This window comes from Ectothiorhodospira sp. 9100, assembly GCF_022227565.1.
Classification (GTDB): domain Bacteria; phylum Pseudomonadota; class Gammaproteobacteria; order Ectothiorhodospirales; family Ectothiorhodospiraceae; genus Ectothiorhodospira; species Ectothiorhodospira marina.
This window is the reverse complement of sequence record NZ_JAJNAN010000008.1, coordinates 13,187-33,932: the sequence shown is the minus strand read 5'-3', so window position 1 is coordinate 33,932 and position 20,746 is coordinate 13,187. Positions and strand designations below refer to the sequence as shown.

23 protein-coding genes and 1 tRNA gene are annotated in these 20,746 nt (G+C 63.4%); 15 read left to right on the top strand and 9 right to left on the bottom strand.

Translation table 11 applies throughout. The annotated features are described in order from the left end of the window. Positions 1-339 precede the first annotated feature (339 nt). From LPW29_RS04255 to LPW29_RS04245, 3 genes are all read left to right on the top strand, one after another. Positions 340-879, top strand: coding sequence for an HNH endonuclease (locus LPW29_RS04255; RefSeq protein ID WP_238627007.1), 540 nt, complete (start codon positions 340-342; stop codon positions 877-879). Positions 880-1,146: 267 nt separating this feature from the next. Next, positions 1,147-2,256: a ferrochelatase gene (hemH, locus tag LPW29_RS04250; RefSeq protein ID WP_090255328.1), complete on the top strand. Its 1,110-nt coding sequence runs from the start codon at positions 1,147-1,149 to the stop codon at positions 2,254-2,256. 13 nt (positions 2,257-2,269) lie between these two features. Beyond that, positions 2,270-3,037: a competence/damage-inducible protein A gene (locus LPW29_RS04245; protein ID WP_238627006.1), complete on the top strand. Its 768-nt coding sequence runs from the start codon at positions 2,270-2,272 to the stop codon at positions 3,035-3,037. Between the two features lie 137 nt (positions 3,038-3,174). On the opposite strand, the gene LPW29_RS04240 is transcribed toward LPW29_RS04245, so the two are convergent. Further along, positions 3,175-3,759: a cytochrome b gene (locus tag LPW29_RS04240; RefSeq protein ID WP_090255314.1), complete on the bottom strand. Its 585-nt coding sequence runs from the start codon at positions 3,757-3,759 to the stop codon at positions 3,175-3,177. 441 nt (positions 3,760-4,200) lie between these two features. Here LPW29_RS04240 and LPW29_RS04235 point away from each other — a divergent pair, with 441 nt between their 5' ends. Beyond that, a complete protein-coding gene (locus LPW29_RS04235; RefSeq protein WP_238627005.1) occupies positions 4,201-4,338 on the top strand; it encodes a hypothetical protein in 138 nt (45 codons plus the stop codon). A gap of 120 nt (positions 4,339-4,458) precedes the next feature. Further along, positions 4,459-4,713, top strand: coding sequence for a type II toxin-antitoxin system Phd/YefM family antitoxin (locus LPW29_RS04230; RefSeq protein WP_238627004.1), 255 nt, complete (start codon positions 4,459-4,461; stop codon positions 4,711-4,713). Positions 4,714-4,964: 251 nt separating this feature from the next. Here LPW29_RS04230 and LPW29_RS04225 read toward each other — a convergent pair. From LPW29_RS04225 to LPW29_RS15470, 8 genes are all read right to left on the bottom strand, one after another. Further along, positions 4,965-5,041 (bottom strand) — tRNA-Ile (locus LPW29_RS04225). A gap of 86 nt (positions 5,042-5,127) precedes the next feature. Further along, positions 5,128-7,068, bottom strand: a complete 1,941-nt coding sequence (gene rpoD / locus LPW29_RS04220; protein ID WP_338018674.1) for an RNA polymerase sigma factor RpoD — start codon at positions 7,066-7,068, stop codon at positions 5,128-5,130. Between the two features lie 45 nt (positions 7,069-7,113). Continuing rightward, positions 7,114-8,898 (bottom strand): DNA primase, encoded by a 1,785-nt coding sequence (dnaG, locus tag LPW29_RS04215; protein ID WP_238627002.1) that lies wholly within the window; start codon positions 8,896-8,898, stop codon positions 7,114-7,116. A 44-nt stretch (positions 8,899-8,942) separates the two neighbouring features. Beyond that, positions 8,943-10,469 (bottom strand): AAA family ATPase, encoded by a 1,527-nt coding sequence (locus tag LPW29_RS04210; RefSeq protein WP_238627001.1) that lies wholly within the window; start codon positions 10,467-10,469, stop codon positions 8,943-8,945. Beyond that, positions 10,466-11,647 (bottom strand): deoxyguanosinetriphosphate triphosphohydrolase, encoded by a 1,182-nt coding sequence (locus LPW29_RS04205; protein ID WP_238627000.1) that lies wholly within the window; start codon positions 11,645-11,647, stop codon positions 10,466-10,468. Before LPW29_RS04205 ends, LPW29_RS04210 begins: the two co-directional genes overlap by 4 nt. Further along, positions 11,644-12,735 (bottom strand): 3-dehydroquinate synthase, encoded by a 1,092-nt coding sequence (gene aroB, locus LPW29_RS04200; protein WP_238626999.1) that lies wholly within the window; start codon positions 12,733-12,735, stop codon positions 11,644-11,646. The genes LPW29_RS04205 and aroB overlap by 4 nt, the downstream gene beginning before the upstream one ends. A 47-nt stretch (positions 12,736-12,782) precedes the next feature. Further along, a complete protein-coding gene (gene aroK, locus LPW29_RS04195; protein ID WP_238626998.1) occupies positions 12,783-13,376 on the bottom strand; it encodes a shikimate kinase AroK in 594 nt (197 codons plus the stop codon). Between the two features lie 46 nt (positions 13,377-13,422). Beyond that, the gene (locus tag LPW29_RS15470; protein WP_255705760.1) at positions 13,423-13,551 is read right to left on the bottom strand and encodes a hypothetical protein; all 129 of its coding nucleotides are present in this window, start codon (positions 13,549-13,551) and stop codon (positions 13,423-13,425) included. A 244-nt stretch (positions 13,552-13,795) separates the two neighbouring features. On the opposite strand from LPW29_RS15470, the gene LPW29_RS04190 reads away from it, so the two are divergent. The 10 genes from LPW29_RS04190 to LPW29_RS04145 all read left to right on the top strand — a co-directional run bounded on the left by LPW29_RS04190 (position 13,796) and on the right by LPW29_RS04145 (position 20,726). Further along, positions 13,796-14,704 carry a metal ABC transporter solute-binding protein, Zn/Mn family gene (locus LPW29_RS04190; RefSeq protein ID WP_238626997.1) on the top strand — a complete coding sequence of 303 codons (909 nt, stop codon included), beginning with the start codon at positions 13,796-13,798 and terminating at the stop codon, positions 14,702-14,704. Then, the gene (locus LPW29_RS04185) at positions 14,697-15,494 is read left to right on the top strand and encodes a metal ABC transporter ATP-binding protein (RefSeq protein WP_238626996.1); all 798 of its coding nucleotides are present in this window, start codon (positions 14,697-14,699) and stop codon (positions 15,492-15,494) included. Before LPW29_RS04190 ends, LPW29_RS04185 begins: the two co-directional genes overlap by 8 nt. Next, complete coding sequence (locus LPW29_RS04180; protein WP_238626995.1) at positions 15,494-16,435, top strand: metal ABC transporter permease; 942 nt, start codon at positions 15,494-15,496, stop codon at positions 16,433-16,435. Before LPW29_RS04185 ends, LPW29_RS04180 begins: the two co-directional genes overlap by 1 nt. Before the next feature lie 119 nt (positions 16,436-16,554). Further along, positions 16,555-16,752 (top strand): YjfB family protein, encoded by a 198-nt coding sequence (locus tag LPW29_RS04175; protein ID WP_238626994.1) that lies wholly within the window; start codon positions 16,555-16,557, stop codon positions 16,750-16,752. Between the two features lie 203 nt (positions 16,753-16,955). Then, positions 16,956-17,408 carry a type IV pilus modification protein PilV gene (pilV, locus tag LPW29_RS04170; protein WP_238626993.1) on the top strand — a complete coding sequence of 151 codons (453 nt, stop codon included), beginning with the start codon at positions 16,956-16,958 and terminating at the stop codon, positions 17,406-17,408. Further along, positions 17,405-17,968: a PilW family protein gene (locus LPW29_RS04165; protein ID WP_238626992.1), complete on the top strand. Its 564-nt coding sequence runs from the start codon at positions 17,405-17,407 to the stop codon at positions 17,966-17,968. Before pilV ends, LPW29_RS04165 begins: the two co-directional genes overlap by 4 nt. Positions 17,969-18,050: 82 nt before the next feature. Then, positions 18,051-18,917 (top strand): YicC/YloC family endoribonuclease, encoded by an 867-nt coding sequence (locus LPW29_RS04160; protein ID WP_238626991.1) that lies wholly within the window; start codon positions 18,051-18,053, stop codon positions 18,915-18,917. 5 nt (positions 18,918-18,922) lie between these two features. Next, positions 18,923-19,150 (top strand): DUF2835 domain-containing protein, encoded by a 228-nt coding sequence (locus tag LPW29_RS04155; protein ID WP_090255557.1) that lies wholly within the window; start codon positions 18,923-18,925, stop codon positions 19,148-19,150. Between the two features lie 100 nt (positions 19,151-19,250). After that, entirely contained in the window at positions 19,251-19,685 is a 435-nt protein-coding gene (locus tag LPW29_RS04150) for an Hsp20/alpha crystallin family protein (protein WP_090255559.1), read from the top strand. A 90-nt stretch (positions 19,686-19,775) separates the two neighbouring features. Continuing rightward, the gene (locus LPW29_RS04145; protein WP_090255561.1) at positions 19,776-20,726 is read left to right on the top strand and encodes a DnaJ C-terminal domain-containing protein; all 951 of its coding nucleotides are present in this window, start codon (positions 19,776-19,778) and stop codon (positions 20,724-20,726) included. Positions 20,727-20,746: the final 20 nt, after the last annotated feature.

Here is a 20,746-nt window from a genome sequence, read left to right as displayed (position 1 = left end):
CTCCGTCTGCCCGTGCAGGGATAATGGCCGGCGGTCGACCGATCCTGGCGTTATAGGACTGCAACGGTTCTGGGGTGAATATTGACCATTCGGGGGGCCGTCAGGCCCAGCTTTACTGAATTTTTCCGGGATGTGCCCAAAAACAGGGCATGGTAGCGGAATTTTGCCGACCTTTGAACATCAAAGCTCTGTCCGGGGCGCGTTTCGAGGCGGTGTGGCGGCTTGATAATTGCTTTCTGGGCGGGATTGGGGCAGAGTCATGACGTGCCGGTATAACCTCCGGGGGGCGCAGGGGTGTACGAGTTCACTCAGCAGGTGCTTCGCACTGATGCTTCAGGCATGCCGATGGAGTGGATCGACTATCAGCAGGCCGTGCGGCTTTATCACGCTCAACAGGTGGCGTTTACCTGCGGCGCGGTGCTTTACCGTATTCACGGGGGTGTCAATGCACGCTCCGGGCGCCGCAGCGTGGTGGAGGTGAACTCCATCATCGCCACCTACGGCACCAACAGGGCAGTACGTGAGCGCTACGTGCCACCGCTCAACAACTCGGCCCTGTTCAAGCGCGACGCTCACCTGTGCCTGTACTGCGGCCATCCCTTCCCGTACCGGGATCTGTCGCGGGATCACGTCACCCCCATCAGTCAGGGGGGGCAGGATCACTGGAGTAACGTGGTGACGGCCTGCAAGCGTTGCAACAATCACAAGGCGGGTCGCACACCGGAACAGGCCGTCATGCAGTTGCTGGCCGTGCCCTTCGTGCCCACCCATGCCGAATACATCTACCTGCAGGGACGGCGGGTGCTGGCGGATCAGATGGAATTCCTGCAGGCGCATTTTCCGCGGACCAGTCCGCTACGCCTCAGGGCCTTACAGTAGTGCAGTCACGCCGGGTCGCTTCCCGGGGCGGAATGCGACAAAACCGAAACCAAGTCAAAGCATGGCGCCTGAACTCTGGTGAATCGACGCGTGTCGGTTTACAGTCTCGCCTTGTGTTCTGGGGGATGAGTCCATATGGCTCTTGAGTTGTACAGAGAAGCGGTCGATCTTGATGCCCCGGTAACGCGTCGCAAGGACGAGTCGGCGGAAACCTCAGCGGATCGTTCGCCCTCGGGGCTGTCTTCAAACCAAAAAGCAGAACGTACCATGACCTATATTGGCGAGCCGGACTATCGTCATGGGAGCCCCCAGAGTCTGGGAATCCTGATCACCAACCTGGGGACTCCGGATGCCCCCACGCCGGCGGCACTCAAGCGCTATCTCAAGGAGTTCCTCTGGGATCCGCGGGTGGTGGAGGCGCCGCGCCCCCTGTGGTGGTTGCTGCTCAATGGCCTCATCCTCAACACGCGCCCTCGCAAGAGCGCCGCGAAATATGCCCAGATCTGGGGCGAAGACGGCTCGCCGCTGCTGACTACCACGCGTGCGCAGGGCGCCGCCGTGGCAGAACGCATGGCGGAGCGCCTTCCCGGTCCGGTGAAGGTGGCTGTGGCCATGCGCTACGGCAATCCCTCCATCCGCGCCGGTCTGGAAGAATTGCGCCGCGCCGGTGCCCGGCGCATCCTCGTGTTGCCGCTTTACCCGCAATATGCCGCATCCACCACCGGTTCCACCTTCGATGCGGTCACCCACGAGGTGAGTCGCTGGCGCTGGGTGCCCGAACTCCGTTTCATCATGGGGTATCACAGTGATCCCGCTTATGTTCAGGCGGTCGCGGACAGTATCCGCGAGCACTGGCAGGCCAACGGCCAGGGCGAGCGCCTGTTGTTCTCCTTCCACGGCATTCCCCGGGACTACCTGGACCAGGGAGACCCCTATCACTGCTACTGTCAGACCACGGCACGCCTGGTGGCAGAAAATCTGGGGCTGCCCGAGCACCAGTGGCAGGTGGCCTTCCAGTCTCGCTTTGGCCGCCAGCAGTGGCTGACGCCCTATACCTCGGAGACCATCACCGGTCTGCCGGAGCAGGGCGTGAAATCCCTGGATGTGGTCTGCCCCGGGTTCTCGGCCGACTGCCTGGAAACCCTGGAGGAGATCGCCGATGAAAGCCGCGAGGCCTTCCTGGAAGCTGGCGGCGAACGCTTCAGCTACATTCCCTCCCTGAATACACGGCGCGACCATACCGACGCACTGGCCGACCTGATCCTGCGTCATATTCAAGGCTGGCCGGAGGCGGATACAGGTTATGACTACGAAGCCAGGCGGGAACTTGGGGAACAGGCACGGGAGCGGGCCCTGGCCATGGGCGCGAAGAACTGAAGTGGGGGATGGCGTGCATATCACCGCCCTGATCATCGGTGACGAGCTGCTGTCCGGTAAGCGTCGTGACAAGCACATGGAGTTCCTGATCCAGGCCTTGAGCCAGCGGGGCCTGGAGCTGTCCTCTGCGCGCTTTGTAGGTGATGATGCCGATTTGCTGACCGAGCATCTCCGCCAGACCCTGGCCAGCGGTGCCGTGGTCTTCAGTTTTGGTGGCATCGGGGCCACGCCTGACGACCGTACCCGGCAGTGCTTTGCGCGGGCCGCCAACGTGGATCTCACCCTGCATTCAGAGGCAGTGGCCATTCTGGAGGAGCGTTTCGGGGAGTCGGCCTATCCGCATCGCATCCGCATGGCGGAGCTGCCTGCGGGGGCCTCGTTGATTCCGAACCCGGTGAACCGCATTCCGGGTTTCAGCATGCAGCATCATCACTGTGTGCCGGGCTTTCCCAACATGGCCTGGCCCATGGTGGAATGGGTGCTGGATACTCATTACACCCATCTGTTCGGCAAGGTGCCGGTGATCGAGCGACTGGTGCTGGTGAGTGGTACGCCGGAATCGGACCTGGTGTCGATCATGGAGGCGGTCATGGAGCGTTTCCCCGGGATTCGCCTGTCCAGCCTGCCATCCACCCAGGCGGGCTGTCGTGAGGTGGAGTTGGGCATCAAGGGCCCGGCGGATGATGTCATGGAGGCCGCTCAGATGCTCCTGGCGGCGCTGGATGCACAGGGGGTTCGCTGGCAGGAGCAGCCCCAGGTGAGTGCGGTGGCCAAGCCCTAGGCCCAGACCTTGGGCATCGGGCCACGGACGAGCCGTCATCAAAAAAGCGGCCCTTGGAGGCCGCTTTTTTGATGACGGAAATGGATCTGACGGGCTGTGCTCCTCCCAAGACGGCGGGAGAGGCACAGCCCGTTGCCTTAGCGGCCCAGGCTGATCCGGTGCATGACCCAGTCGCCGCGACGCTTGTGACGCAGGCCGGCACCGATATGCAGCACCAGCACGGCGATGATGCACAGTCCCAGAATCATGTGAGCCTGGAAGAGCTGTTCCGCCAGGGCCGGGTTCTCGGCGATCATGGCCGGCAGTTCCCAGGTGAAGAAGTTGACCGGGAAGCCGGCAGCCGCTGTGGCCAGGCTGCCCACGATAGGAATGGCGATCACCATCACGTACAGCAGGAAGTGCACCAGCCGGCTCATGAACCGCTGGAATCCGGACAGCTCCACCGCGTAGGGCGGTGTGCCCTGGAGCAACCGCACCACCAGGCGCAGCACCATGAGACCCAGGATGGTGATGCCCAGCGTCTTGTGAGCCATATAGGCGATATTGGCGATATCCGTGCCCACGAGCTCCACAATGCGCTCATGGCCCAGGGTGCCCAGGGTGAACCCGCCGATCAGCGAGAAGGCCAGCAGGACGGCAATCAGCCAGTGCAATACGCGCAGGGGAAAGGAATGGCGCGGCAGCCCGGAGGCTACGCCAACACTCGGATAGTCTGTACTCATGGTCGCTCCCTTATTGGTTTGTGATGGGGCCGGCTTCGAGCGCGGTTTGCGTTGACCGACCCATTGGTTAACCCGCACACAGTTTAAGCCCTATTTCGGTCTTAATATAAGCCGCAGGGCTGTCATCGGACCTGTTCGGGTGCGTTGTTCATGTGATGTTTTCGCACCCCGTCCCTCCCCAGCTTGGCCGTACTCGCCGTTCGCCGTGCTGATCTGTGTCAGTGTGTTGGGCTGGTGAGGCGCAATCGGACGCACTCCCCACGCAATCCCACGGTGTTCATCAGGTGGAACCTGGCGCTCATCTGGATCATAGTAGTATGCCAATAGGATCTGGTTAACCCCGGCGCGTCACGGTCGGGGCTGTTCGCAAACGACCTGTACAACTCACGTCAGCTGCATGTTTGGGTTGGCTCGTACTGGTTTGCCAAGAGGAGTCGGGCTATGTGGTGGTTCGTGGTCGGATACGTCATCGGGCACATCGGCTTCATGCTGGGCTCCATGCCCATCCTGGCGGTAGGGGGCGCGTTGTTCCTCTATGGGGCCTATGTGGTGGTGTATGGGACGAGCAGGGAAGAATGAGGAGGGTTTCGGTGGCCAGGGATCAATCTGGTCGAAGGCATCCCTGTGAGCCGTATATGGACAACCTTCCACTGACGTAGCAACATGCCTACATGGGTGGTTCATTTGGGAGGTGTCACCATGACCATCACGACCTTATCCAGTCGAGAACTTAACCAGAATGTTACCCGCGCAAAGCAGGTGGCCAAGAGTGGGCCCGTATTCATTACGGATCGCGGTAGGCCTGCTCATGTGCTGTTGAGCATCGAGGAATACCAGCGACTTACGAGGCAGCGCCGCAACATTGCGGATTCGCTAGCCATGCCGGGGGTTGCCGACATCGAGTTCGAGCCGCCACGTGTGACTATCGGAGCCCGGCCGGCTGATTTCTCGTGAGGTTCGTTCTCGACACCAACGTGGTGTCCGAGCTGCGAAAGGTGCGGATTGGCAAGGCTGACCCGAACGTTGCGGCATGGGCCGAAAGCGTCGATGCCGCTGACCTTTTCGTGTCAGCGATCACGATGCGCTCATTGCAGCAACGGCCCTGGTGCATGGCATGACGGTGGTGACTCGCAATGTCGCCGATTTTGAACCCACAGGAGTGACCCTCCTCAACCCGTGGAAGGCGTAGAGATGGTCGATGTAAATGGTGGGCCCGGTCGGACTCGAACCGACGACCAAGGGATTATGAGTCCCCTGCTCTAACCAACTGAGCTACAGGCCCGGTATTGATGGGCAAAACATGAAAGGGGTCGGACTACAGGGGCGGTGGGTGCCTCGTGGTTGTAGCCCGACCCACGGGAGAAACAATTACTCCAGGTCGAGGAAGCTGCGCAGCATCTCCGAGCGGGAGGGGTGGCGCAGCTTGCGCAGGGCCTTGGCCTCGATCTGACGGATGCGCTCGCGGGTCACATCGAACTGCTTGCCCACCTCTTCCAGGGTGTGGTCGGTGTTCATGTCGATGCCGAAGCGCATGCGAAGCACCTTGGCCTCGCGCGGGGTCAGGCTGGCCAGCACCTCGCGGGTGGTCTCCGACAGGCTCTCCCGGGTCGCGGAGTCGATGGGCGACTGCACATTCACATCCTCGATGAAGTCACCCAGGTGCGAGTCCTCGTCGTCGCCAATGGGCGTTTCCATGGAGATGGGCTCCTTGGCGATCTTGAGTACCTTGCGCACCTTGTCCTCCGGCATTTCCATGCGGTGGGAGAGTTCTTCCGGGGTGGCCTCGCGGCCCATCTCCTGGAGCATCTGCCGGCTGATGCGGTTGAGCTTGTTGATGGTCTCGATCATGTGCACCGGGATGCGGATGGTGCGTGCCTGGTCGGCGATGGACCGGGTAATGGCCTGACGGATCCACCAGGTGGCGTAGGTGGAAAACTTGTAACCACGCCGGTATTCGAACTTGTCCACCGCCTTCATCAGGCCGATGTTGCCCTCCTGGATCAGGTCCAGGAACTGCAGGCCACGGTTGGTGTACTTCTTGGCGATGGAGATCACCAGGCGCAGGTTGGCCTCCACCATCTCTTTTTTGGCGCGACGGGCCTTGGCTTCGCCGATGGACATGCGGCGGTTGATGTCCTTGATCTCGCCGATGCTCAGGCAGGACTCTTCCTCGATATCCACCAAGCGGTTCTGGGCCTTGATGATCTCATCCCGGTGCTCCGCCAGTTGCGTCTTGTAGCGGGCGGCCTTGCCCTTGAGCACGCCATCCAGCCATTTCAGGTTGGTTTCGTTCTCCGGGAAGGTGGAAATGAACTCCTTGCGGGGCATGTTGCACTGGTCCACGCAGGTGCGCAGGATCACGCGCTCCTGACCGCGAATGCGGGCCACCATGCCATGCAAGTCAGCGGTAAGCTGGTCCACCAGGCGTGGTACCAGCTTGAACTCCATGAAGTAGCGGGCCATTTCTTCCCGGGCCTGAGCGTATTCCTCGTTCTTGCCCTGGGCGGCGCACTCCATGGCGCGCTCATACATGTCCTCCAGCTGCGTGAAGCGCGCACGCGCCTCTTCAGGATCCGGGCCGGTGTCTTCGGGGGCGGCATCAGCGTCGGAATCGTCCGAGTCGCTGTCGTCGCCGTCATCGTCGTTGTGATCCGAGGCCTCCGCGGCGGCTGGTGTGGCCGGGGAGTCCTCGCGGGGCGGAGCCACGGAGGCAATCTCGTCGGCGTCCGGATCCATGAAGCTCACGATGATGTCGGTGAGCTTGATTTCTTCCGCCTCCACACGGCCATATTCCGATAGCAGCGATGCGATGGACTTGGGATAGTGCGCCAGGGCGAACAGGACCTGCGAGAGGCCTTCCTCGATGCGCTTGGCAATCTTGATCTCGCCTTCACGGGTGAGCAGTTCCACGGTGCCCATCTCGCGCATGTACATGCGCACCGGGTCAGTGGTGCGCCCGAATTCCCCGTCCACGGAGGCCAGCGCAGCGGCGGCTTCCTCGGCGGCATCCTCGTCGGTGGACACGGAGTTGTCGGACAGGATCAGGCTGTCGGTGTCCGGCGCCTGCTCATGGACAGTGATCCCCATGTCGTTGATCATGGCGATGATGTCTTCGATCTGCTCCGGATCGACAATGGTGTCCGGGAGGTGGTCATTCACCTCCGCATACGTCAGGAAGCCCTGTTCCTTGCCCTTGGCGATGAGCTCCTTGAGGCGGGATTGCTGTTCTTCGTGATTCATGGAAACCTGCTCAAGCTGGACCTGTGCGAACCGGGTGAGGCGCTGGCCAGGGGTTAAACGGTCAAGTATAGCATTGCGATGGGTTGACGACCACTTTCAATCGGCGTAGTGATATCAGGTTGGGTCTTGCATGCCGAACTTGCCCTTTCGGGGTTTGAGCGCCGCTTTCAACTCTGCCTTTTCCGCCTCCGTCAGTGGCTGTTGCGCCGCCCGGGCCAGCAGGGCATCGGCGCGCTGGTGCTCGTACTGACGATACAGGCGGTCCAGGGCATCATCGATCATGCGTTCCAGGTGGGCTTCCTCCGAAGGCGGAGGTTGCCACTGAGCCAATTTTAGTAGATGCGGCCACGCTGCGCTGTCGCGCCAGCGCTCCAGCAACGCTGCGGTGGTTAGATGGGGGTGTGCGTGCAGAGTTTCAAGGACCTCGGCCAGAAGCTTCACCCCAGGTACTTCCATCGACTTGAGCCAGGCGCTGTTTTCTGCACGCGCAGCCAGTGATGGACGCTCCAGCAGCAGGGAAAGCGCCAGTCGGACCGGTGTCACTGCCAGCTTGCGCCCCAGGGCTTGTCGTTGAGCGGGCCGCCGGACGGGTTCGGTCGGCACGGCCGTGGCGGTCGAGCTCGGTGCGCCCATTCGTCTCTCGAACTGCTCGGTGGACACACCCGACAGGCGAGCGATATCGCCGATGATCTGGCTGCGCAGTAGCCCTTCGGGCATGGTCGAGAGGAGTTTGGCAGCCTCGGTCCCCAGCGCGGCCCGGCCCTCGCGGGATGCCACGTCATGGCGCCTACGCAGCCCTTCCAGCAGGGCATCGGACAGGGGCTGGGCGGCCTGGATGCGCGCCTGCACGCCCTCGGGGCCTTCCTGACGGATCAGCGTATCCGGGTCTTCGCCCTCGGGCAGGAACAAGAAGCGCACCTCGCGGCCGTCCCGCAACGTGGGCAGGGCCTGTTCCAGGGCGCGCCAGGCCGCCTTGCCCCCGGCGGCATCGCCATCAAAACAGAACACCACCCGGGAGACCACCCGGAACAGCCGCTCTAGGTGGTCGCGGGTGGTGGCGGTGCCCAGGGTGGCCACCGCGTTGCGCAAGCCAAACTGCGCCAGGGCGATCACATCCATGTAGCCCTCCACCACCAGCAGTTCCTCCAGTCGCGGTGCTGCCTTGCGGGCCTCGTAAAGGCCATAGAGTTGTTGTCCCTTGTGGAAGACGGGGGTCTCCGGGGTGTTCAGGTATTTGGGTTCCCCCGGGCCCAGCAGGCGACCACCGAAACCTACCGTGCGACCGCGTGGGTCGCGGATGGGGAACATGATGCGGCCGCGGAAACGGTCAAAGGGGCGTCCGCCTTCCTTGCGGGAGGTGAGGCCCGCGGTCTGGAGTTCCTTTTCGTTGAATCGACCGGATAGCACCTGGCTCAGGTCATCCCAGGCCTCCAGGGCAAAACCAAGGCGATAATCCCGGGCAATGGCCCCGGTGAGGCCACGTTGTTTCAGGTAGTCCACTGCCTGGGGGTGCCGGCGCAGGTTCTCGACAAAATGCTCTGCTGCAGCCTCCTGTGCCTCGATCAGGCGGGTGAAGCGGTCGTTGTCTTCCCGCTGCCCGGACTCGCGGGGGACCTCCATGCCCGCCTGTCGGGCCAGTTCCTCTACGGCCTCCACAAAACCCATGTTGTCGTGGTTCATGAGAAAACCGATAGCAGTGCCGTGGGCACCACAGCCGAAGCAGTGATAGAACTGCTTGCGGGGGCTTACATAGAACGAGGGGGTCTTCTCACTGTGGAAGGGGCAGCAGGCTGCGTATTCGCTGCCCTTTTTCTTGAGTTGCACGCGGGTGTTCACCACATCGACGATATCGGTGCGGGACAGGAGTTCGTCGATGAAGGCGGAGGGAATGCGGGACATGGGGCCGCGGGGCGCGGCCCCGGGTGGGGGCCGCTTCCAGGGGATCAGTCGGCCATGGCGTCCTGCACGGCACCAAAGCTGCGGATGAAGGGCTGATTGCGTCGGATGTCAGCGGGCAGGGCGGTGATGGCACTACGGGCCGCGGTGGCGCCGGGGTAGGAGCCGAACACCAGCGCGTACATGTCCTGTCCATCGCGCCGCATGCGGAACCAGGCGACGTCGCCAGGCAGGTCGGCGTCCTGGGCGAAATCCTGCACCCCGGTTTCGCTGCTGCTCACCAACAGTTGCACGGTGTAATGGGTGGGGTTCTGGTCGCGCAGCCACTGGGCGTCACGGATGCGTTTGTCACCGCCAAGCTCCGGTTCGGGTTCCCCTGCCGGTTCCGGAGTGGGTTCTGGCTCGGGTTCCGGTTCCGGTGCTGGGGTCGGTTCCGGCTCTGGTGCGGGCTCGGGTTCTGGTTCCGGCGTCGGCACCGGTTCGGGCCTGGGGGCTGGCTCTGCCGGCACTTCGGCCCGGGGGGGCGACGTGGGCTCGGGGGCGCTGGCTGGAGGCGGTTCTGGAGCAGCCGGTGCGCGTGGTGGTTGCTCCGGCAGCACCAGGGGTTGGCTGCGCACCGGCTGAGGTTCATCGTCGGAGCCGCCCAGCAGACTCAGCAGCGTGACCAGTGCCGCCACCAGAATGATCCCCGCCACGGCCGGCGCAAACCAGCGTTGCTGCCAGAAGGCCTTGCCGCCATGACTGGCGGCGGTGGCTTGTTCCCCTTGTGTCGCTGGTGTCATGGCGCCCCCCTCACAGATGTCCCGCAGGCGTTCCATGGCGCACGTGTTGATGCGACCCGGTAGCCCGGCGGAATCTCGATGGATATCTTCAATGGTTTCCCGATCCAGTAGATCGGTCCTTTCCAGTCCGGCAGCCTGCAGGCGATGGTTCACATAGGCCCCCGTCTGTTCTCGGGTGAGCGCGCGAACCTGCACGGTCATCTGGGCCTCGGGGATGTCCAGGCCCTCATCCACTGCGGTCAGTCGTTCCTCGATTTCCGGTTCACCCACCAACAGCAGGCCAAAGCGGCGGTCGCACTGATCGTGAATGCGTTGCCGGGTCTGAATAAGCTGGCGCAGGACATCCGGCTCCAGCAGGTGGGCATCGTCGATGGCCAGCACCGGTCGCATGCCACTCTGGATCAGGCGGGTGAGAAACTGCTCCAGGGGTTCATTGCCCTCCTGTTCGACCGGCGCGGCTTCCTTCCAGTACTGGCGCACGGTGTACTCCACCGCCGCCAGGCTGATACCGGAGCGGGCCTTGAAGGCGCAAAAATCCATATTCTCCCGACCCTGGGCCAGCACTCGCAGCAGTTGCGTGCTCTTGCCGGCGCCCTGCTCGCCCTTGAGAATGACCACGTTCTGGTCATTCTCAAGGTGCTCAAGGGTGACGTTCACCGGCATGTCGGTGGCCGGGTCGGAATAGAGGAAGTCTTCGCCAGCAATGGAGGCGAACGGTTGTTGCCTCAGCCCCAGTTGGTCGAGGCAGTCGGCGGGCAGCGTGTCGTTGGCCATGGGATCCCTGGATGTCATGAAAGTGTGTTCGGGTCGAACAGACGGCCGTGTTCGGCAATGGCAAAACGGTCGGTCATGCCGGCCACGTAATCCGCCACGGCGCGGGCACGGCCGGCGTCACCGGACTGGGCGGACAGGCGTCGTGCCTTGTCCTCGTGCTCCGGGGGCAGCAGGGCGGGCTCGGCCATATAGGCGGCAAACAATTCCCTGAGCACCCGGGCCGCCTTCATGGTCATGCGGTTCACCCGATAATGCCGGTAAAGATGCTGACGTAGAAACCGTTTAAGTTCAAGGTTGTATTCTCGGATCTGTGCACTGAAGCAAATCAGCGGGCGCCCCTGGGCGCGCACGGTGTCCGGGTGGTCGGGGGCGGCCTCGCGGATGCGGGCCAGGCTGCTGTCCACCAGATCGGTGACCAGACGGTTGATCATGCGCCGGATCACCTCGTGGCGGGCACGTTTTTCGGGCAGCGCTCCGTAACGCAAGCGCACAGCCTCGAATGCCTCCCGGAACAGGGTCACCTCCATGAGCTGCTCCAGGGTGATCAGCCCGGAGCGCAGGCCGTCGTCCACGTCGTGATTGTTGTAGGCGATCTCGTCGGCCAGGTTGTTCAGTTGTGCCTCCAGCGTGGGCTGCTGCCCCTCCACGAAGCGCCGGCCCACCTCGCCCAGGGTGGCGGCCACCTTGGGGTCACAGTGCTTGAGGATGCCCTCGCGGGTCTCGAAGGTGAGGTTCAGGCCATCGAACTCGGCGTAATGGGCCTCAAGGGACTCCACGACCCGCAGCGACTGAAGGTTGTGTTCAAAACCGCCATAGTCGGCCATGCAGGCGTTGAGGGTGTCCTGGCCGGCATGGCCGAACGGTGTGTGGCCCAGGTCGTGGGCCAGGGCGATGGCCTCGGTGAGGTCTTCGTTCAGGCGCAGCACCCGGGCGATGGCGCGGGCGATCTGTGCCACTTCCAGGCTGTGGGTGAGGCGAGTACGGAACAGGTCCCCCTCGTGATTGATGAATACCTGGGTCTTGTATTCCAGGCGCCGAAAGGCAGTGGAGTGGATGATGCGATCCCGGTCCCGCTGAAACTCGCTGCGGTAGACCGGGGAGTCCTCCGGATGGCTGCGGCCACGGCTCAGGTCATCCCTGGCTGCGTAGGGAGCCAGGTAGGCGGGATCGTTCAGTGCGGCCGGTGCGGTGTTCATGGGCGGGTCAGGGTGCTCAGGGTGCTGTCAAGTGCCCCGGGGTCGAAGTCTGCCGTCACCACGGATGTGCCGATGCCCTTGAGCAGTACCAGTCGCAACTGGCCCTGGAGGACCTTCTTGTCGCCCGCCATGATCTGTTTGAAGCGCTCGGCGGACAGCCCCGTCGGCGGGGCCACCGGCAGGCGCGCCGCCTGGATGAGGTGGGTGGTGCGATTCAGGTCGTCGTCATCGATCCAGTCCATCTGCCGTGACAGGTGGGCCGCCATGATCATGCCGGCGCCCACTGCCTCGCCGTGCAGCCACTGGCCATAGCCCATGCCGTTCTCGATGGCGTGGCCGAAGGTATGGCCCAGGTTCAGCAGGGCGCGGCGTCCGGACTCCCGCTCATCCTGGGCTACAACCCGCGCCTTGTCGGCGCAGGAGCGGCAGATGGCCCAGGCCAGGGCTTCAGGGTCACGGGCCAGCAGGCGGGGCAGGTGTTCCTCCAGCCAGACGAAGAATTCCGCATCGTCGATCAGGCCGTACTTGATCACCTCGGCCAGGCCGGCGCTGAGCTCCCGGTCGGGCAGGGTGTTGAGCGTATCGGTGTCGACGACCACCAGCCGCGGCTGGTGAAAGGCCCCGATCATGTTCTTGCCCAGGGGATGATTGACGCCGGTCTTGCCCCCCACGGAGGAGTCCACCTGGGAGAGCAGGGTGGTGGGCACCTGGATGAAGTCCACGCCGCGCAGATAGGTGGCGGCGGCAAAGCCGGTGATATCGCCGATCACACCACCTCCCAGGGCGATGATCATGGCGCCGCGGTCCAGGTGCCGCTCCAGCAGGAAGGTGTAGATGCGGTTGAGGGTGTCAACGTTCTTGTATTGCTCTCCATCGGGCAGTATCAGGGCCTCGATGGGACCATCGTGCACGGGCTTCAGGGTCTGTTTGAGGGTGTCGAGGTAAAGCGGGGCCACGGTCTCGTTGGTAACGATCACGGCGCGGCGTCGCTTCAGCAAGACCTCGAAGAGCCCCGGCTCTCGTAACAGCCCCCGGCCGATGTGAATCGGGTAGCTGCGTTCGGCAAGATCAACGGTGAGGGTGTCCATGCCCGAATGATACTAAGGGGGGCATCGTGAAAGCCACCGTGACGGTATTACTCCGGGGCGGAAACGGGCCGGCAGGGGCGGGCCTTGTTCGGGTGGGGCGCGCGATTTCTGAAGCGTCGGGCCACGGTGCGTACTGTACCGCGCAGATGTTCCCGATCCGTGTCTACCACCAGATGGGCGATCTCCCGATACAGCGGGTCGCGAATCCTGAGCAGTTCCTCCAGCCGGGCGCGGGGGTTTTCCGTTTGCAGCAGAGGGCGGTTGCGATCCCGTGCGGTGCGGCGCAGCTGCACCGCCACCGAGGTGCGCAAATACACCACCAGGCCGCAGCGTTTCAGGCATTCCCGGTTTTCAGGGCGCATGACCGCGCCGCCTCCTGTGGCCAGGACGATGCCTTCGCGAGTGCACAGGTCGGCGATGACCGCCGCCTCCCGCTGGCGAAAGCCGTCTTCGCCCTCGTATTCAAAGATGGTGGGGATATCCACGCCCATGCGACGTTCGATCTCCCGGTCGCTGTCCACGAACGGCAGGTGCAGGTGGCTTGCCAGGTGCCGGCCCACGGTGGACTTGCCGGCGCCCATGGGGCCGACCAGGATGATGTTGGATTTTTCCGGTAACGGAGGGCGTCTGGGTGGCTTCATGGCGCGCTGAGACCCGGCCCATCAGTGGGCCGGGCCCAAGGGATGCTTATTTCTGGAAGGTCACCACAATGATCTGGGTGAGGATGACGATCCCGATGATCGCATACAGGGCCACCATGAAGGGTACGCCCAGCTGCAAAGAGGCCACGGTCTGGCCTGCGAGTTCTTCTGACATGGTTCCACCTCCTGAGTTGATTGGGTCGGTTGTTTGCGCCGAGGCCGTCTCTGCGGTCTTGATGCATCGGGCGCTCGCGTGGGCTAACACACCCGTATAGAGGGTGGATCATTGGCGCCTTGGTGGCAACCCTGCCGGGAGAGGCAGGGCGTGGACAATCACGAATGGGGCCTGCTGGACTGGAAAGTTCAGTCACCCATGACTATTATTAAACTAAGACTAATTATCATTTAATGGTGGTGTCATGGGATACATCCGCATCGTCGTGTTGCTCGTGCTGGCTTTGGGCGCGGTTTCACCGCTCGCCGCCAACGAGGCCCTGCGGGTGGTGGCCACTTTTTCCGTCCTGGGGGATCTGGCCCAGCGAGTCGCGGGGGAGGATGCCCGGGTGGACGTGTTGACTCCCGTGGGTGCCGAGGTGCACGACTGGGAGCTGACGCCGGATAATTTCAAGGCTCTGGAGAAGGCCGACCTGGTGCTCTATAACGGCTACATGCTGGAGCAGTGGATGGGGCAGGTGCGCGCCACCACGGTACGCGATACACCCGTGGTCGCCGTGGCTGAGCAGTCCGGAGTGGAGACCCAGCCCATCATGGTCGGTGATTTCGAAGGCGATCCCGATCCACATTTGTGGATGGACCCCCGCAATGCTGCCGCCTATGGCCATGTCATCGCCCAGGCCTTGGGGGCGGTCGATCCCCAACGGTCCGAGGCATTCACGGCTCGTGCCCAGGCGCTGGAGGCGGACCTTGAGGCGCTTCATAAGGAGATCCAGGAGGCCCTGTCGGTCATTCCTGAGGGGCATCGCCTGTTGGTCACCAGCGAGGCGGCGTTCATCTATTTTGGTGCCGCCTATGATCTGCGCCATGACGGCATCTGGGGCAACAACGCCGAGACGGAAGGCTCTCCCCGGCAGATCATGCGCGTGGTGGACCGGGTGCGCGAACAGTCGCCAAAGGCTATCTTCTGGGAAAGCACCATCTCGGATCGCCACGTGCGCAGTGTGGCCGAGGATGCCGGGGTGACCGTGGCCGGCCCATTGTACGTGGACTCCGTCGGACAGCCGGGCAGTGGTGCAGGGGACTATTTCGCCATGATGCGCCACAACAAGGTGTTGCTGAAGGACCATCTGGGAGGTGGCCGGGATGAATGACACCATGCCTCACCCCGCGCCCGCCGTGGAGGTTCATCATGTGTACGCGGCCTATCACGGGCAGCCGGTGCTGGAGGATGTGGATGTCGATCTGCCCGCCGGCCAGTGGACGGCCATCATCGGCCCCAATGGGGCCGGCAAGTCCACCCTGTTTCGCATCCTGCTGGGGGTGATGAAGGCCCTGCGGGGACGCGTGCGGGTGCTGGGGGAAGATCCGGCCAGCCAGCGCCGCGCCGGGGTCATGGCCTATATGGCGCAACAGGAGGCGGTGGAATGGGACTTCCCCATCTCGGTGAAGGATACGGTGCTCACCGGTCGCTATGGGCATATGCGCGGCGATGCCTTCTGGCGACGCATCCTGCCGCCGCGCTGGTGCGATCCCCGGCACTGGGCTGTGGTGCATCAGTGCCTGGAGGCCGTGAACATGCTGGATCATGCCGACCGGCCCATCGGTGCCCTGTCCGGCGGTCAGAAGAAGCGCGTGCTGCTGGCTCGGGCCCTTGCCCAAGAGGCCAGGATACTGCTGCTGGACGAGCCTCTGGCCGGGGTGGATACCGCCAGTGAACACCTCATCATGGAGGTGCTGGACGGTGAGCGCCGGTCGGGGCACACCGTGATCATGGTGACTCATGATATGGAGAGTGCCCGCCGTTATGCCGACAAGGTGTTGCTGCTCAATCGGCAGGTGGTGGGCATGGGGGTCCCCGAGCACATGCTGGTGGACGAGATGCTGGCCCGCACCGCTGCGGCGGGGTGGGTGCGCGGCCATGAGCCGTTGGTGGAGGCCTGATGATGGTCTGGTTCGAGACCCTGGGCAGGGCGATGATCGACACGCTGATCGCTGGGCTGATGATGATTGTGGGGCTGTTTCCCGAGGCCCTGTCGGCCCCCTTTGACTACGCCTTCATGCAGCGGGCCCTGCTCACCTCCATCCTGGTAGGGGCCATCTGCGGATTGTTGTCGTGTTTTGTGGTGCTCAAGCGCTGGTCGCTGCTGGGGGATGCGATTTCCCATGCGGTGCTGCCTGGTGTGGCCATCGCCTATCTGCTGGGCTGGCCGTTCTTCATCGGTGCCTTCCTGGCCGGCGCCGTCTCGGCCCTGGGGATTGGGGCCCTGGAGCGGCACACGCGCATCAAGTCTGATGCGGCCATGGGACTCATGTTCACCTTTGCCTTCGCCCTGGGAGTGGTGATCATCGGCAAGATCGCCACCAACACCCATCTGATGCATATCCTCTTCGGGAACGTGCTGGGTGTTCAGTACCCGGCCCTGATGCTCACCCTGTTCTCCGGTGTGGTGGCCCTGATGGCGATATGGATCTTTTATCGGCCCCTGGTGCTCTACACCTTCGACCCCATGCAGGCCCAGGCCCTGGGTTTCAACACCAGTGTGGTGCATTACGGCCTGATCCTGTTGCTCACACTGACCATCGTGGCCAGCCTGGAGACGGTGGGCATCATTCTGGTGGTGGCCATGCTCATCACGCCCGGGGCCACCGCCCACCTGCTCACGGAACGGCTGACCACCATGATGTTGCTTTCGGTGGGCACCGGGGTGCTGTCGGCGGTGCTGGGCCTGTATCTCTCCTTCCAGTTTGATCTGGCCTCTGGGGGGGCCATTGTGCTGGTGGCCACGGCACTGTTCACCGTGGCCCTGCTGGCAGCGCCCCGTCATGGCCTGGTGGGGCGCTGGTGGCGCCGACGCCAGGGGCCGGGTACCACGACCTCATGACGGTGGGAAAAATTTTCTCTCCGGCGCCCTCAAGTTGACTCCCGTTTGGCCGCCAACCCGAGCAGAGAACCTTCGAAAGACGGTTCAACACTCACGCATGCGATGTATCGGAGGTCTCCGTGGAAGCCAGTGCCATTGCCAATCTCTCCACCCAGTTGAGTCAGCAGCAGACCGCCCTTGAGGTAGGAACGGCCGTGACCAAGAAGGCGATTGATGCCCAAGCCCAGGTGGCCGCCAACCTGGTGGAAGCCTTGCCCGACCCGGGCGCCCAGGTGCTGCCAGCCAATCTGGGCAACAACATCAATGTGACGGCCTGACGGGCCCCGAAGGCGTAGCCCCCTATTGGGAACGGCCTCTTCGGGGCCGATTCACTGAGCCCCTCGCCCCTTGGGGGAGAGGGGTTGGGATGAGGGGTGCGGCTGCAAGGACTTGATGCCCTCGCCCGGTTGGCTTAGTCTGCCCCTGCCCGCCCTCGGCTCGGCCCACAAGGAAATGGATATCGTCACAGGAGGTGACCCCCATGCCAGCCCGACTTCCCTGTCCCCCCTTAGCACCCCGTCGTCTCCAAGGCTTCACCCTCGTCGAAGCCCTGGTTGCGCTGCTGGTGCTTTCCATCGGCCTGCTCGGCCTGGCGGGGTTGCAACTGTTCTCCCTGCAAAGTGCCCATTCCGCCTACCAGCGCACCGTGGCCAGCATCATGGCCATGGATGCCGGTGAACGTCTGTGGCTGGCGGCAGCCACGGGTGTGGCGGACCCGGAATCCGTGCAGGGGCCATGGCGTGGCCACTGGCAACATGATCCCGATGCCCCCGAGCGCGTCGGCCTGCCCGAGGCTGGCGATAGCGCGCTGAACTGCGATGCCTCGGGCTGCACCGTACGCATCCAGTGGGTGGATGGTCGGTTCGAGGAGGAAGGGAGCGGCGGGCCGGCCTTTGAATATGCGCTGCAACCGCCGTCGGCGTGGTTGCCATGAGCGCCGCACATCGTCCAGCCGAGTCATGGCCAGGGGTACGGGGCTTTTCACTGGTCGAGTTGATGGTCGCCATGGTGATCGGCCTGATCCTGATGGCCGGTGTGGTGCAGGTCTTCCTCGCCAATCACACCGCCTATCGGGAGGCCCAGCGGTTCTCCCAGCTCCAGGAGACCATGGCCTTTGCCGTGGACTACCTGGCCCGGGACATTCGCGGGGCCGAGCATGTCACCCATGCGGATGGTGAGCTGGAGGTGGTCCGGGATCGTGTTATCGACTGGTGCGGTGCACCGCCAGGGCTGCACGCGGTGACCTATTTCATCCAGAACGACGCCCTGCGCTGCCGGCATGGATCGCTGCACAACCATGAGTTGCTGCGCGGTTTCCAGCCCGGCTCCGAACTGATGGCCGACCTCCTGCCTGATGCGGCGGATCCGGTGGCCGTGCGATTGGGGCTGATGCTGCAAAGTGGCGTGGGGCAGGGTGTGCCGCTACGGGAGCATGATCTGGAGTTTCATGTGGCATTGAGGAACCGGATACTGGCACCAGGTACATCCCCGTAGTGATCAGGGGCCGTCCACGGATTTATCCCCAATACCTCCTGAACCGCTACAATCACGTCTCAGTCAATGATCGGGAGATCCCATGTCTTACAGCATGACCGGTTTTGCACGATGCGAGTCTTCGGGCGAATTCGGTTCGCTTGTCTGGGAGTTGCGCAGCGTCAATCATCGCTATCTGGAGATTTCACCCCGGCTGCCGGAGGAGCTTCGCGGCCTGGAGGGCAAGGTGCGCGAGCGCATCCAGTCCCGGGTGGGGCGGGGCAAGGTGGAGTGCAACCTGCGGTTTCGTCGCGGTGCCGCAGCCCAGGACACCATCGAGCTCAACGACGAACTGGCCAAGGAGGTGATCAGCACGGTCGTGCGAGTGGAACACTGGATGATGAACGCAGCACGCATGACGGCGATGGACATCCTGCGCTGGCCGGGCGTGGTGGTCGAGCCCGAGCAGGATCTGCAACCCGTGATGACCGCCGCCCTGGAACTGCTGGATGAGGCTCTGAACACCCTGGTGGAGAATCGCGGTCGTGAGGGGGCGCACATCAAGGAACTGCTTCAGGCCCGCTGCAAGGCCCTTGCCGAGCAGGTGGCCCGGGTGCGCGCACGGCGACCCCAGGTGGTGGAGGCCCTGCGCGAACGGGTTCGCAGTCGCATTCAGGAACTGGGCACCGACCTTGAGCCCGGCAGGCTGGAGCAGGAACTGGCCCTGCAGGCCCAGAAGCTGGACGTGGCCGAGGAGCTGGATCGCCTGGACGGTCACGTGAAGGAGATCCACGCCGTGCTGGCACGCCGCGAGCCGGTGGGACGGCGCCTGGATTTCCTCATGCAGGAGCTTAACCGCGAGGCCAACACCCTGAGTTCCAAGTCCAATGACATGGAAACCACCCAGGCTGCCGTGGAGCTCAAGGTGCTCATCGAACAGATGCGCGAGCAGATCCAGAATCTGGAATAGCATCCGTGCATCACTATCACTTTCGCCTGGACATCCCCCGTGACGAATTCCTGCGCTACTATTCCGGGTCGGCGGCCTCCGTGGTGGCTTCTTCTCAGGAGGGTCGCACGGTGCGGTTCCCGGCCTCGGCCCTGCGCCCGCATGTGACCCATGACGGCGTACGCGGGCGGTTCCGTCTGACCGTGGACGACCAATTCCGGCTGCAGTCCCTGGAGCGTATCGGCACCGGATGAGCGGTCATCCAATGACCCTTGAAATTCTCCCCACGACCCCTATATCGGATAGCGAAAGGCGATGTTGCCTTGACTGACGAGATAAGTGGAGGTGATAGCCATGTTGACGACCCGTTATGAACCCTGGAGCCTGCTGAATCAGTTGTCCCGGGAGCTGGATCGCCTCAACCCGGCCATGGGCGGCGGCGAAGAGGCCGCAGCCACCAGTGACTGGGTGCCGGCGGTGGATATCCGGGAGGAGAAGGAGGCCTATGTGCTGCACGCGGATGTGCCCGGCGTGGACCCCAAGGACATTGAAGTCCATATGGAGAACGGCGTGCTGACCATTCGCGGTGAGCGCAAGGCGGAAAGCGCGGAAGAGCGTGAAGGGTACAAGCGCGTGGAGCGCATCCGCGGCAGCTTCTATCGTCGCTTCTCCCTGCCCGACACGGCAGACGCCGAGCGCATCAGCGCCCGCAGCGCCAACGGTGTGCTGGAGGTGCGCATTCCCAAGCAGGAAAAGGTGCAGCCCCGGCGCATCACCGTGGAAGGATAACCCCGGACTCCATTCGGAAGGCGTTCGGCAGGACGCAACCTGCGCCGCGTGATCACGCGGCGCTCTTGTTTTGGAGTATCGTAGGCGGTTATGGAATACAAAGATTACTACAAGGTGCTGGGAGTGGATCGCTCCGCCTCCCAGGACGAGCTCAAGAAGGCCTATCGCCGGCTGGCGCGTAAATACCATCCCGATGTGAGCAAGGAGGCCAATGCCGAGGATCGCTTCAAGGAGGTCAATGAGGCGTACGAGGTCCTGGGCGACGCGGAAAAGCGCAAGGCCTATGATCAGTTGGGCCAAGACTGGCGCTCGGGTCAGGATTTTCGTCCGCCCCCGGACTGGGATGCCTGGTTCGGTGGCGGTGCGGGCGGTCCCCAGGCCGGTGGCTTTTATGACGCCGGCCCCCAGGCGGGTTTCAGTGAGGGCGACTTCTCCGACTTCTTCGAGACCCTGTTTGGCGGTGGTGCGCGGCGTACCCGGGGGCATCGCACCCAGCGAGGTTTTGCCAGCCGTGGGCAAGACCAGACGGCCCGTATCCAGCTGGATCTGGAGCAGGCCTTTCGGGGTGGCTCCGTGCCGGTCCGCATTGGTGAGCGCAGTCTGCAGGTGAAGATCCCCGCCGGGGTCACCGAGGGCAAGCGCATCCGCCTGTCCGGTCAGGGTGCTCAGGGCGTCGGTGGGGGGAATGCCGGTGATCTCTATCTGGAGGTTCGCATTCGCCCCCATCGTCATTTTCGTCTGGAGGGGCGTGACATCCATCTGGATTTCCCCATGACCCCCTGGGAGGCAGCGCTGGGGGCTACCGTGAGCGTGCCCACCCTGGAAGGCTCGGTGGACATGAAAGTCCCGGCCGGCTCCCGCTCAGGCAGCAAACTGCGCCTGAAGGGCCGCGGGATGCCTGGTTCACCTCCCGGTGACCAGTACCTGATACTGCAGATCGTCACGCCCCCGGCAGACTCGGATAAGGCCCGCAAGCTCTATGAGCGTATGCAGAAGGAGATGCCTTTCAATCCCAGGGAACACCTGCCGGGTAACAACTGACGCGATCTGAGCCCTTCTCA

Bases quoted from the DNA above. Each gene is read 5' to 3' on its own strand.
- LPW29_RS04145 (WP_090255561.1), top strand. From the start codon at position 19,776: ATGGAATACAAAGATTACTACAAGGTGCTGGGAGTGGATCGCTCCGCC.
- aroB (WP_238626999.1), bottom strand. From the start codon at position 12,735: ATGGACACCCTCACCGTTGATCTTGCCGAACGCAGCTACCCGATTCAC.
- LPW29_RS15470 (WP_255705760.1), bottom strand. From the start codon at position 13,551: ATGTCAGAAGAACTCGCAGGCCAGACCGTGGCCTCTTTGCAGCTGGGC.
- hemH (WP_090255328.1), top strand. From the start codon at position 1,147: ATGACCTATATTGGCGAGCCGGACTATCGTCATGGGAGCCCCCAGAGT.
- pilV (WP_238626993.1), top strand. From the start codon at position 16,956: ATGCCAGCCCGACTTCCCTGTCCCCCCTTAGCACCCCGTCGTCTCCAA.
- LPW29_RS04210 (WP_238627001.1), bottom strand. From the start codon at position 10,469: ATGACATCCAGGGATCCCATGGCCAACGACACGCTGCCCGCCGACTGC.
- LPW29_RS04190 (WP_238626997.1), top strand. From the start codon at position 13,796: ATGGGATACATCCGCATCGTCGTGTTGCTCGTGCTGGCTTTGGGCGCG.
- dnaG (WP_238627002.1), bottom strand. From the start codon at position 8,898: ATGTCCCGCATTCCCTCCGCCTTCATCGACGAACTCCTGTCCCGCACC.
- LPW29_RS04235 (WP_238627005.1), top strand. From the start codon at position 4,201: ATGTGGTGGTTCGTGGTCGGATACGTCATCGGGCACATCGGCTTCATG.
- LPW29_RS04205 (WP_238627000.1), bottom strand. From the start codon at position 11,647: ATGAACACCGCACCGGCCGCACTGAACGATCCCGCCTACCTGGCTCCC.
- aroK (WP_238626998.1), bottom strand. From the start codon at position 13,376: ATGAAGCCACCCAGACGCCCTCCGTTACCGGAAAAATCCAACATCATC.
- LPW29_RS04165 (WP_238626992.1), top strand. From the start codon at position 17,405: ATGAGCGCCGCACATCGTCCAGCCGAGTCATGGCCAGGGGTACGGGGC.
- LPW29_RS04180 (WP_238626995.1), top strand. From the start codon at position 15,494: ATGATGGTCTGGTTCGAGACCCTGGGCAGGGCGATGATCGACACGCTG.
- LPW29_RS04185 (WP_238626996.1), top strand. From the start codon at position 14,697: ATGAATGACACCATGCCTCACCCCGCGCCCGCCGTGGAGGTTCATCAT.
- LPW29_RS04150 (WP_090255559.1), top strand. From the start codon at position 19,251: ATGTTGACGACCCGTTATGAACCCTGGAGCCTGCTGAATCAGTTGTCC.
- LPW29_RS04255 (WP_238627007.1), top strand. From the start codon at position 340: ATGCCGATGGAGTGGATCGACTATCAGCAGGCCGTGCGGCTTTATCAC.
- LPW29_RS04240 (WP_090255314.1), bottom strand. From the start codon at position 3,759: ATGAGTACAGACTATCCGAGTGTTGGCGTAGCCTCCGGGCTGCCGCGC.
- LPW29_RS04160 (WP_238626991.1), top strand. From the start codon at position 18,051: ATGTCTTACAGCATGACCGGTTTTGCACGATGCGAGTCTTCGGGCGAA.
- LPW29_RS04230 (WP_238627004.1), top strand. From the start codon at position 4,459: ATGACCATCACGACCTTATCCAGTCGAGAACTTAACCAGAATGTTACC.